The sequence below is a fragment of the Enterococcus sp. C76 genome, from assembly GCF_040886985.1.
Taxonomy (GTDB): Bacteria; Bacillota; Bacilli; order Lactobacillales; family Enterococcaceae; genus Enterococcus_B; species Enterococcus_B lactis.
Genome location: NZ_JBFOEY010000006.1, coordinates 23001 through 34210, shown reverse-complemented (window position 1 = coordinate 34210; position 11210 = coordinate 23001). Strand labels below are relative to the sequence as shown.

Genomic DNA, 11210 nt, shown 5'->3' with positions numbered 1-11210 from the left:
CAACGTCAGTTAGCGACGTTGCTCTTTATTTTTGCTTGTTAACATCAAAAAATCCATTTCAAGTAATCCAAAACACGCAGATTTCATCCTTAGGAATTTATCCACGTGTTGCACCAAATTCTATTCAGTCTTTGCGGTCTAGAATCAATTGAGTAAGGGAAAAAAGGTTTTCTCTCGTTCGAAGAGAGGTATCAGGTAATTTCTTGATTTCTTTCAACGCCTTTTCGGTGTAGGCTGCTGCTAATTTCTTAGCTTCTCCCACACCTCCTGTACGTTCAACGATTTTGCGTACGGCTTCAACATCTTTTTCTGTCATTTCCGTTTTCTTCTCTAAATAAGGCAGTAAACTCTGTTTGTTTTTTTGCAAAGAATAGATCAATGGCAAAGAATAGACTCCTTGACGCATGTCTTCTAGTACAGGTTTCCCGATTTCCTGACTCTCTTTTGTATAATCCAAAATATCATCGATAATCTGGAAGGCCATCCCGATAGAAAGTCCGATATCTCCTGCTTTTTTTGCGAAACGCTCGCTTGTTCCACTTTCAAAAGCGCCAACAGAACAACTTAGTTGGAACAATTCAGCTGTCTTACCTGAGATATTCTCCAAATATTCTTTTACAGAAAGTTCATAATTATAGCGATCATCCATCTGCCCTAATTCGCCGTTCAATACTTTTTCCATACTGCGAGAATTCAATTGAAGACTTTTCAGGGAAGTCGAGTAATCAGACAATAGTTTAAAACAGCAGACGAATAAATAATCTCCTGCATAGACAGAAACGACATTCCCAAACTGACTACGGATATTAGGCTGACCACGCCGCAGATCTGCTTCATCAACGATGTCATCATGAATCAGTGTGGCCGTATGGAGCATTTCGATGGAAGCTGCCAAAGCGATGGCTTTGTCCCGGTCTTGCTCTGGTCCAAATTGTGAGAACAGTAGCTGATAGGCAGGTCGCAACAGTTTTCCGCCGGCATGGATCGTTTCTTTGATTGCTTGTTCGACAGGTTTGTTTTTCAGACGGACAGTTTCTTCCATCCGTTTTAGTGTTTCTGTCAATTCTTTACTTAAAGCAGGATAGTTTTCCCACATTGGATGTAGCTTCATAAAAAAACTCCTTGTGTGACGATTATTTTTTAGTAAACATCGGGCTCCATTGTTGTTTGGTTCCTTGCTCATAATCTTTTTGGAATCGTTGCAGTGTCTGCACATGTCGTAAAAGATAATTCGCCGCGATCCCGATAGCGATTCCTGACAAGATTCCCAGAACGGAAAGGACTGGCAAGTACAGCATGACTGTCCATGATTGCGCAATGAAAGAGGCCATCAAAAGCTGACCGACATTATGCATGAACCCGCCGGCCGCACTGATTCCGATGATACTGACACGTTTGGGACCTAATTGCTTGACCAATAACATCCCAAAATAACTAAGCAGCGCACCGCTCATACTATAAAGGAACGTAGAAATCGTTCCACCTAGCAAGGTAGTCAGAAATAGTCGCAGCCACAATAACAAGAAGCTGTCCCGTTTTTTCATGGTAAAAATCGCAACGATCGTGATCAGGTTGGCTAATCCCAGTTTTGCCCCAGGCGCAAAAGCAAAAGGATAAGGGATCATATTTTCCAGTAAGCCAATGATCACTCCTTGTGCAACAAGTAGCGAAATATAAATCATTTTTTGTAATTTGCTCATGGTGTGTGAAGGTCTAATAAATCAGACTGTCTTCGTCACCCCCATCTGTTGATCGGACCTCGATCACTAATTTATGTGGTAAACAAACAATGGTTTCGCCATTTTTCGTTGCCCAGCCTCGACGTACGCAGATCTGGTCATCGCAATCTGCTTCTTTTATCCGTACTCGATCGCCATCTATCTCAATCAAGTTATAATCTCCGTGTTTATCTTTGTAAGTATATGTGTAGCTCTTTTCTCCAGCCATCAAAGGGAATGTTTTGATTTCTGTGCCATCCACACGCAATACCGCTTCTTTTTCTGCTGTTGCGGTGTTTTGCTGAAGACCAAAAATCATGACTGGTAAAAAAGAAAGAACAGTCAAAAGAAAAATTATAAAAACATCCCAAGGTTTGAGCAGACTTTTTTCAGCAAATTCTTTAAGGCTCATTTTTGTTCTCCTTTTTCCAGATTAACTCACCCAATTTTAGCATAAAAACAAGAGGTTGTGACACCTGCGCCTTGCTTTGAGTAATAAGAACGAAGAATAGAAAACAGCTTTCCATGTTTTCTGATTCTTAGGGCTTATTACCGAGAAGCAGCAGGTGGAACACCATTTATATCAAGAGGTTGTGACAGAAGTGGGCAGCTTCAAGAAATAAGAAGGAATTTATGAAAATTGCTTCTCAAATTTTTGTGAAATTTCGTCTTATTTCCGAAGAAGCTACTTCTGGAATACCGTTTATCAGAGGTTATGACATCTGCGCCTTGCTTTAAGCGTGGAGGCTTATCTCGGGCATCTTATTCCTTTATTTTACATAAAAAGGAGGCTGCGACGGTTTGCCTCAGCCCCTTTCTATTGAAATCTTGCATTCAAGTAACGTTGTTCATTTATTTTTATCTATTTATTTCTTGCCGTATTGGGCACTTGGTCTACCGTACCACCAATTGCCTAGTGTACGTTGTAGCCATGGAATCACCCAGCGATCCAAACCAATCGCACGACCGGAACCGTTCATCAATGCGAAAGCAACAAAAATGAACCAAATGTTTACCCAGTAAAACATACCTGATAAACAGAACGTGACCACTAATACGATCGTTGTCGCACTGCATAGCCATGTGAATAATCCAGCAATCAATGCTAATGCCAAGGCGATTTCAAAGAATACCATGAATTTTTGGAAGAACATCGCTACATCATTATTTGGCATGATCACTTGCATGATCTTTGTGAACCAGTCTGGTGACTTCTCAATCACAGCCATTGGTTCTTCTCCGTATGCATAACTCAAACCGAAATGTGCAGCATGAGTCGCTGCTTCTCCGGCACTTGCCCCTGCTCCGCTAGCAGCTGTCGTTGCGTCTCCAGCAGCAGAAGCACCACTGGCAACATCTGTTACATTATATTCCCATGTCCAAGGGAATACGCTGTTTCCAGTGAACCATGATCCTTCACCAAACCATGTACTTGGTTTGAACACTTCACCATTCCCAATGATTTTTTTAGAAGCTTCAACGAACCAAACTAAACCATAGAAAATACGAAGTGGCACACTCCATAAGACGTTGCCGTAACGAGAAGAATGTCCTCGAGTCACGTTGCGATCGTCTTTGATATGGAAAAACTCATGCATTAAATATTGGAACATATAATAACCAGAACGAATATCAAAGAAGTATTTCAAATTCACGATATGTTTCATTACGATAGCTAAAAATCCGCTTAGATGGATCTTGTCAAATAGGTTAGCTACCCCCCATTTGGCACCAATAGAAACCATAAATCCTTGATAGTTCCCTTTAAATTTATGCTTTTCTCCGCCTTTGATCGAAGCCACGATATTCGCTGCGGCTGTGTGTCCTGTTTGTTCAGCAGCTTGGACGATCTGCGGTGTCGGTGTTCCTGGGAACTCTTCATAAAAGACTAAATCACCGATGATATAGATGTTTTTATCTTCGTAGCCTTTTGCCTGCATGTATTCATTGGCGATCAACCGCTGTCCGCGTGCTGCTTCTAATCCAAAATCAGCAGCATCAGAAGTTCCTTTAACACCAGCTGTCCAAATCAGTGTGTGGGTCGGAATATTGCGTCCATCCTTCAGCTTGATATGATCCGCAGCCACTTCTACGATTGGTGCGTTCAATAATAATTCTACATTGTGCTTACGCAAATAGCGTTCAGCTTTTGCAGCATCATTTCGGTCTAACATATTCAAGATCGTTGGCATTGCCTCTACGACCATCAGTGTGATCTCGTTTGGATCCAACTTATAATCTTTGGCTAAGCGATTTTTCCAGTCGATCAGTTCCCCAATCATTTCAATACCGGTAAACCCAGAACCACAGACAACGAAAGTCAGCATGGCTTTACGCAACTCATCATTTGGTTCCAATGCAGCTTTTGCTACTGTTTTCTCAATATGTTCACGAATCCTTACAGAGTCTTCAAATGACCAAAGAGTGAATCCGTGTGCTTTGACACCAGGTGTACCAAAGTCATTCGGCTCTCCGCCCATTCCAAGGATCAGCTGATCAAAAGGATAGGAACCTAATTTGGTCTTGACGATTTTCTGTTCTTTATCGATACCGACAACTGTGTCTGTGACAAGCTGTACATTCTTTTGACGAGCAAACAAATGCTGCAGATCGTATTGGATTGCTTCTGGTTCTACACGTCCGCCAGCTACTTCATGCAACTCGGTCATCATAGTATGGTACGAATGACGATCGATCAGAGTAATTGCTACATCTTCTTTTTTCAGTTTCTTTGCCAAGTATTTTGTAGCTGAAACACCGGCATATCCTGCTCCTACAACGACAATATTTTGCTTTGCCATTGATCATCCGCTCCTTATAGACTATCTATATAATGAATATATGATAATTCTTTTAGTTTGATACTTATTACACAATCTCCATATATTATATAGATGTTCTGTTCTTTTGTCTAACTCCTTTTGGATTTTTTTCAAATTTTAAAATAAAGCGTTTTTTCACGAATTTTGCTGAAAGAAAACGTTTGAAATATTACATGGGTTATTTATCGAAAATAGTTGACTTATAGGCTAAAAAGATTAGAATGTATAATGAATCACAAAGAAAAATTGTGGACTAAAAATGGAATGGTGGGGTATTAAAATGAAGAAAAAACGTTTTGTAACTGGATTTGCCGTGTTAGCATTTTCAGCTCTAGTGTTAGGCGCTTGCGGCGCAGATGACAACGGAAGTTCAAATTCTTCTTCTGAATCATCTACAGCACAATCTTCGACTGCAAAAAGCACAACGGAATCATCTGCAAAAGTTGTTGCTGGCGGAGACTTGCAAGACGGCACATATAAATTAGAAGAAAAAAATTATTCAAATGGTTACCGCGCAGTCTTTGAAATGGTTGTAAAAGACGGCAAAATCACTGAATCAAAATATGATAACGTCAATGAAAACGGCGAATCAAAAACAAAAGATGCAGAATACAACAAAAACATGGAAGCTAAATCTGGCACAAATCCAGAAAAATACATTCCTGAGTTGAATGACCAATTCTTAAAAGCACAAAGCGCAAGCGGTGTGGAAGTCGTAACTGGAGCTACTCACTCATCTGAAAGCTTCCAAAACTACGCACAACAATTGATCCAAGCTGCTCAAGCTGGTAACACAGATACAATCGAAATCGACAATGGTGCTGATTTGAAAGACGGCACTTACAAGCTAGAAGAAAAGAACTACTCTAACGGCTACCGTGTGCAATTCGAAATGACAGTTGCTGGCGGCAAAGTAACTGAATCAAACTTTGATTATATCGACAAAGACGGTAAATCAAAACAAGATGATACAGAATACAATGAAAACATGAAAGCCAAAAGCGGGACAGAACCAAAAACTTACATCCCTACTCTTAACGATGAATTCGTCAAAGCAATGGGTGAAGAAGACGGCTCACCAGCTGATGTAGAAGTTGTTACAGGTGCTACACACAGCTCACATTCATTCATCATGTACGCACAACAATTAGTGAATGCAGCTGAAAAAGGCGACACTCAAACAATCGAAGTAGATAATATCGTAACAGAAAAATAATCACATAATCATACGAATAAAAGTTGGAGGGTGGGACGATAGCCAGGTTAGGCAGTCGTCTCACCTTTCAAAATGAAGAGAGGAAAACAATGCGGAAAAAACTACTATTTTCCTTAATCACACTGAGCATCTCTTTTATGGTGCTAACTGGCTGCACTAATTCAGCAAAAAATACAACTACTGAAAGTTCAGCATCTACCAAGATCTTAAAAGATCCGTACTCTGATGAACAGTTCTTGTTAGGGACTTACGTTCGTATCCGTGTGTATGATGAAGGCAAAGAATCAGCATTGAAACCTGCCTTTGATCGAGTAAAAGAACTTGGTGATAAAATCACGATCAATCAAAAAGGTTCCGAGATCGATGAAGTGAATGAACAAGCTGGTATCAAACCAGTAAAAGTTTCTGACGACGTCTACACGTTAGTCAAACGAGCCTATGAATACAGCCAAGATTCTCAAGGCGGATTCGATATGGCAATTGGTGCGATCACTCAATTATGGCGAATCGGTTTTGATGACGCCAGAAAACCTTCACAAGAAGAAATCGATCAGGCATTGAAATTAGTGGATTATCATAAGATCGAACTAAATGACAAAGAAAAAACGGTCTATCTAAAAGAAAAAGGGATGATCATCGACTTAGGTGCAATCGCCAAAGGCTACATTACGGACGAAGTAGTGAAAGTCTTGAAAAAACAAGGTGTGACTACTGCTATCGTTGACTTAGGTGGGAATGTCTATGTCTTAGGACACAGCCCAAGAGGCGAAAATCAAGACTGGACAGTTGGCATCCAAGATCCAAATATGGCTCGTGGCTCTGTTCTAGGTTCTATCAAAGAACGGAACAAAACGTTAGTTACTTCTGGAATTTACGAGCGCTATTTAGAAGTAGATGGCAAAAAATACCATCATTTGTTCGATCCAAAAACGGGTTACCCGTTCGACAACGATATCGCAAGTGTCACGATCATAACAGATAAATCGATCGATGGTGATGGTCTGTCTACAGCAGTCTTTTCAATGGGTGTGAAAAAAGGTCTGGAATATGTCGAAAGCGAATTGAACAATGGGACGGAAGCAATCTTCGTAACGAAAGATGATAAAGTATATGTGACCGATCCAATTAAAGACACTTTCCAATTATCTGAGGATTCCCATTACACGATGGGTGACCGTTCTGAATTAAAATAAGGAGCACGAACCATGACACTAAAAATCTTTTTAGAAGTAGTTGAAATACGAACAAAGGTGGCTAGTGTATTTCCTTTTGCGGTAGGGGTATTATTCTCTATCGCTTTTTTTCACGAGATACATTGGCTAAACACTTTTTTATTTTTTATTGGGATGCTAGTTTTTGATTTAGCGACTACCGCGATCAATAATTACATGGATTATGAAAAAGCTCATTCTGAAGTATATAAGTATGAAGAAAACGTCATTGGTCGCAGAAATCTATCCCCTGTATTGATCCGAAACATGATTTTAGCGATGATCGCATTTGTTTTTGTTATTGGCATTATTTTAACGATCAATACGGGTTGGCTTTTGCTTTTGATGGGATTTATCTGTTGTTTTATCGGAGTATTCTATACATTCGGTCCCATTCCCTTGTCTCGAATGCCTTTAGGGGAAATCTTCAGCGGGGTGACTATGGGACTTGGGATTTTTGCCATGGTCGTTTATGTCAATACATTCGGTTCGGATGTCTATGATCTGACGATCAACTTTTCATCCGGGCAATTTGCTTTGGTAGGAAACCTTTGGGCTATAGCAGCAATTGTCTTAGCCTCTTTACCCCTGGTGTTTACGATTGCCAATATCATGTTAGCTAATAATTTGCGAGATCTTGACCGCGATATTGAAAATCATCGCTATACACTGGTTTTTTATATCGGACGCCCAGCAGGAACAGTCTTATTCCAGCTATTGATGTATGCTTGCTATTTTGTGATTTTGATGGGATTGTTAAGTGGTATCTATGAATGGCCGATCTTAGTCACCTTCTTGACTTTTCCAATTGTGAAGAAGCATTTAGATCAATTCAAGCAAACATTACCCCAACCTATCAGTTTCAGCTATTCCATCAAAAATATGGTCTTATTCAATGCTAGCTATGTATTGGGTTTATTACTAACGATCGTTGTACAAGCCATTTAACGACTTGAAGAGGTTGTGACAGAAGTAGTCAGCTTCAAGAAATAAGAAGGAGTTTACGAAAATTGCTTCTCAAATTTTTGTGAAATTTTGGCTTATTTCCGAAGAAGCTACTTCTGGAACACCGTTTATTCGGAAATAAGGGCTGTGACAAGACTTTTGTCACAGCCCCTTATTTTTTTTGATTCGTATCAGCGAACTGGATGAGGACTTTTTTGAACTGGTAGCTTTTGATTTTTTTGCTCAACTTTCTGTTCAGCTTGTTTTAATTTAACGGTTAAGGTTTCACTATCTTTAATAATCTCTCCTTTTCTACGCACACCTGGTAGTAATTCCTTCAATTCATTGGACATTTTTTCTGCACTGCGAAGGTGTAACTTGACATTTGCAGTATCAGCAAGATCGTTGATCGTACTGATAACAGATGATACTTCGTTAGGGTAAAATTTTTTATAACTGTTTTTTAAAGCTTTTACAGCAAATCCTTCTTTATAGTTCAACCGTTTAAATGTTTTACTGCTTTTTATATAACTTGGTTTATCCTTGATTTCTTTTCTTTTTCCATATATTTGTTGCTCAAGATCATGCATTTGATGACAAATTTTTCCATAATCAATCAAATTGTTCTGATAATCTTTAATTAGCTTTACAGATTGATTATAAATCGACATTCCATTTTTATATTCGTTAGATTGAAAAGCTTTTTTAAATTCGTTTCTGTACTCAGGATTTTCTAGAGCTACCCCTTCCTTCTGTATTTCTTTTTGTCCCTTAATCAGTTCTTTGTATATTGATTGCCAGTCTTCACAAACACTTTTGAATTTCTCATTCAGCAATTCTTTTTCTTTTTTTAAGTCCTTTTTATTAGACATTTTTTCAGACCTCGCTTTTTGTTTTATTAAGCCTACATGTTGGCTTTGCTGTTTTACCGACAACCGTTTTTTTTTATGACTTGATTTTCTCTAGGATTATTTGGGGTACTTTTAAGGGCTGCTCTAGCTTTAATAATGTCTTCTAACGTGATTTGAAAATTACTAGGCGGGCGTTCTTTATTCACTTGTTGCTTGTATAATTTAATCCCAAAATTTGTTGTCTTCCGGATATCATTCATTGATCGTTCAACGTTATGACTTAAATAAGATTTGGCTGTGCCCACCACATATCCTTTTCTTTTCATCGTCTTGCTTTTATACTGATAATCATTTTTGTCATTCAATAGTTTTCTTACATCTAGAATCTGTTCTTCGACATCCGCTAATCTTTGATTCCATACCTTATAAGTTTCTTTTGTTTGATTATATTCATTAAACAACACTTGCTTTTTAGGAGGATCAATCATTCTTTTCGTCATTTCCTTCTGTTGTTTGTTTAACGTTTTTTCTATTTTTTTGACGTTATCTAAAATATAAGTAAAGTGATTATTCAGTATGTTCTTACTACTGCGTAAATAAGCTTTTTCTCGTTTATCCATCATGAACCTCCGCTTTATTCACTAAATCGAGTCATGCGCTGTTGACCATTGCGTCTTGTTTCATTTGTCTATTGTTCTTGAGATACAAACTGTTATACGCTTGATTTAGAAAATGCTTAGGAAGAGATGGAAATCTCGTTCTTCCTAAGCTTTTTCGATTGTTTCTCTTATCTAGATAGTGACGGTGCTGAAATTTTTTTCTCATTAAGCACTTTTTCATTCATTTGTTTGGCTACCTTAGTTGCGGAAGCTGTAATCTCACTTAATGAACGTTGACGTTTCCGAGTTGGAGCAATACGATTGCTTTGCATTTGTTGGCTTCGTCCCCGAGATCTAGCAGCTTTGTTACTTCTTGTTCGTTCATTTCTCTCTGCTTTTGTACCTGATTTTTGCGATGCCGATCCTAGTTCTCTGGTTTCGATATTCCGGTTCACAGTAATTTCTGGCGTTTTGACTTTTCTAGGTCTAGCTATTCCTCTTTTAGCATTGATTTTAAATGTGGGTCTAGATGCTTGATGTGCTTTTTCAGATAATCCCACCGTTTTGCCTTTCAAGTCATGGTTTTGGGTCTGGCTCTCTTTTTGGACTGCTACATTTTTTTTGTTCTCTTGTTTGGCTTCTTTTTGTTTTCCACGCGTCTTTTCCACAAAATCGATACTTCTTGTTCTAGCGTTATATAAAAGTTTAAACATAACTATTGGAACACGAGGTAGGCTTTTAATAGTCTCGCGAAAACTTTTCTTTCTCACAAGATTGATCGTTCCTCTTCCAATTCTATATAGAGACTTCACGGCAAATAATAAAATACGGGGAGTGCTTTTAGCGAGATAGAGAAACCCTCTTTCCGTGAGTTCTACTTCTTTATCTTTCGCAGCATTATTTCCATCCATCAGTTCGTCACATCTCTTTCTGTGATAATGACCTTGTTCCCTTCTTCATCTGTTGTCTCTATCGTCCGTTCGGGCAAATCGTCGCGTGTTGCCCCATCTTGCGTTAGTGTGACATCGTCATATTTTTTTTCATAGTAAGAGTTCCACTTGAAGGTCCCTACTGGTCCTGCCAAGATATATTTTGATCCTTCTTCTGTTATCTTAAAATTAATATCTTGTTTTCTATCATTTCCGTCTGTTCGGCTTAATGAAACAGTAGCTCCGCTTTGTTCCGTAACTATTCCTGTTATGGTATATTGGAATGTCTCCGTTTCCTGATCATCACCTTCGATTTTCGTTTGAATATATTCTCCATCTTTGAATTCCAGCTTGAATGTTCGATCTGAATTTTTGTTCTCCCAGTGACCTTGCGTCAGGATATCAGACCACATTTGGTTCACTGCTTTTTCAGCCGCTTCGATTTGTTCTGCATTTTCTGATTCCATTTTTTGTTTGATGTCTTCATTCGGATATAAGAAGATCTCTTCTTCTCCTTCTTTCAGATACATCACTGTGCTACCCATCCGTGTTTGTAACTGGAACTCCTTTGTTTTTCCATCTTCTGCTTCTAAAACCATAATATTTTGGTCCTTGAGGTAGTATTCGCCTTTAGGAATCCAGGAAGAAGCCCAGTAAGTTCCATCTGCATCTAACTCGATATACATATCATCCGAACGGTTCGAATACCATGTTCCGCTGTAGATTGTTCCGTTATAACGTCCGATCGTTTCTTTGCTTTCTTGAGTTTGTTCTGTCTTATCATTTGCTTGGGCTGTTTCCTTTGGTTTTCCACTCATCAGTGAATAAGTGACAAGAGTAATTACTGCCACGATTAGAACAGCTATACCTATAATGATGTTTCTTCCAGCTTTTGTCTCTAAAAAATTTTTAAGCATCT

At 38.8% G+C, this 11210-nt stretch carries 11 protein-coding genes; 3 read left to right on the top strand and 8 right to left on the bottom strand.

The genetic code is table 11. The features are described from left to right. Positions 1–124: 124 nt before the first annotated feature. The 4 genes from AB3I00_RS09070 to AB3I00_RS09055 all read right to left on the bottom strand — a co-directional run bounded on the left by AB3I00_RS09070 (position 125) and on the right by AB3I00_RS09055 (position 4519). On the bottom strand, positions 125–1111 hold the full coding sequence (locus AB3I00_RS09070; protein WP_024634764.1) for a polyprenyl synthetase family protein: 987 nt from the start codon (positions 1109–1111) through the stop codon (positions 125–127). Positions 1112–1133: 22 nt separating this feature from the next. Beyond that, positions 1134–1700: a Gx transporter family protein gene (locus AB3I00_RS09065; RefSeq protein ID WP_042957083.1), complete on the bottom strand. Its 567-nt coding sequence runs from the start codon at positions 1698–1700 to the stop codon at positions 1134–1136. 13 nt (positions 1701–1713) lie between these two features. Further along, positions 1714–2130, bottom strand: a complete 417-nt coding sequence (locus tag AB3I00_RS09060) for a NusG domain II-containing protein (RefSeq protein ID WP_002315806.1) — start codon at positions 2128–2130, stop codon at positions 1714–1716. Positions 2131–2584: 454 nt separating this feature from the next. After that, positions 2585–4519 (bottom strand): NAD(P)/FAD-dependent oxidoreductase, encoded by a 1935-nt coding sequence (locus tag AB3I00_RS09055; protein ID WP_368025078.1) that lies wholly within the window; start codon positions 4517–4519, stop codon positions 2585–2587. Between the two features lie 301 nt (positions 4520–4820). Here AB3I00_RS09055 and pplA point away from each other — a divergent pair, with 301 nt between their 5' ends. The 3 genes from pplA (at position 4821) to menA (ending at position 7915) form a co-directional block, all read left to right on the top strand. Continuing rightward, positions 4821–5756: an extracellular electron transfer flavoprotein PplA gene (pplA, locus tag AB3I00_RS09050; protein WP_002307821.1), complete on the top strand. Its 936-nt coding sequence runs from the start codon at positions 4821–4823 to the stop codon at positions 5754–5756. Between the two features lie 89 nt (positions 5757–5845). Further along, positions 5846–6949 carry an FAD:protein FMN transferase gene (locus tag AB3I00_RS09045; protein WP_368025077.1) on the top strand — a complete coding sequence of 368 codons (1104 nt, stop codon included), beginning with the start codon at positions 5846–5848 and terminating at the stop codon, positions 6947–6949. A 12-nt stretch (positions 6950–6961) separates the two neighbouring features. Then, the gene (gene menA / locus AB3I00_RS09040; RefSeq protein ID WP_002315803.1) at positions 6962–7915 is read left to right on the top strand and encodes a 1,4-dihydroxy-2-naphthoate polyprenyltransferase; all 954 of its coding nucleotides are present in this window, start codon (positions 6962–6964) and stop codon (positions 7913–7915) included. A gap of 188 nt (positions 7916–8103) precedes the next feature. On the opposite strand, the gene AB3I00_RS09035 is transcribed toward menA, so the two are convergent. The 4 genes from AB3I00_RS09035 to AB3I00_RS09020 form a co-directional block, all read right to left on the bottom strand. Further along, positions 8104–8784 (bottom strand): hypothetical protein, encoded by a 681-nt coding sequence (locus tag AB3I00_RS09035; protein ID WP_368025076.1) that lies wholly within the window; start codon positions 8782–8784, stop codon positions 8104–8106. 53 nt (positions 8785–8837) lie between these two features. Further along, complete coding sequence (locus AB3I00_RS09030) at positions 8838–9383, bottom strand: hypothetical protein (RefSeq protein WP_368025075.1); 546 nt, start codon at positions 9381–9383, stop codon at positions 8838–8840. Between the two features lie 167 nt (positions 9384–9550). After that, positions 9551–10273, bottom strand: coding sequence for a flagellar protein FliS (locus AB3I00_RS09025; RefSeq protein ID WP_368025074.1), 723 nt, complete (start codon positions 10271–10273; stop codon positions 9551–9553). Beyond that, complete coding sequence (locus AB3I00_RS09020; RefSeq protein WP_024634756.1) at positions 10273–11208, bottom strand: hypothetical protein; 936 nt, start codon at positions 11206–11208, stop codon at positions 10273–10275. Before AB3I00_RS09020 ends, AB3I00_RS09025 begins: the two co-directional genes overlap by 1 nt. Between the last annotated feature and the right edge of the window lie 2 nt (positions 11209–11210).

Coding starts and splice junctions, on each gene's coding strand:
- AB3I00_RS09070 (WP_024634764.1), bottom strand. CDS start 1,111: ATGAAGCTACATCCAATGTGGGAAAACTATCCTGCTTTAAGTAAAGAA.
- AB3I00_RS09065 (WP_042957083.1), bottom strand. CDS start 1,700: ATGAGCAAATTACAAAAAATGATTTATATTTCGCTACTTGTTGCACAA.
- AB3I00_RS09060 (WP_002315806.1), bottom strand. CDS start 2,130: ATGAGCCTTAAAGAATTTGCTGAAAAAAGTCTGCTCAAACCTTGGGAT.
- AB3I00_RS09055 (WP_368025078.1), bottom strand. CDS start 4,519: ATGGCAAAGCAAAATATTGTCGTTGTAGGAGCAGGATATGCCGGTGTT.
- pplA (WP_002307821.1), top strand. CDS start 4,821: ATGAAGAAAAAACGTTTTGTAACTGGATTTGCCGTGTTAGCATTTTCA.
- AB3I00_RS09045 (WP_368025077.1), top strand. CDS start 5,846: ATGCGGAAAAAACTACTATTTTCCTTAATCACACTGAGCATCTCTTTT.
- menA (WP_002315803.1), top strand. CDS start 6,962: ATGACACTAAAAATCTTTTTAGAAGTAGTTGAAATACGAACAAAGGTG.
- AB3I00_RS09035 (WP_368025076.1), bottom strand. CDS start 8,784: ATGTCTAATAAAAAGGACTTAAAAAAAGAAAAAGAATTGCTGAATGAG.
- AB3I00_RS09030 (WP_368025075.1), bottom strand. CDS start 9,383: ATGGATAAACGAGAAAAAGCTTATTTACGCAGTAGTAAGAACATACTG.
- AB3I00_RS09025 (WP_368025074.1), bottom strand. CDS start 10,273: ATGGATGGAAATAATGCTGCGAAAGATAAAGAAGTAGAACTCACGGAA.
- AB3I00_RS09020 (WP_024634756.1), bottom strand. CDS start 11,208: ATGCTTAAAAATTTTTTAGAGACAAAAGCTGGAAGAAACATCATTATA.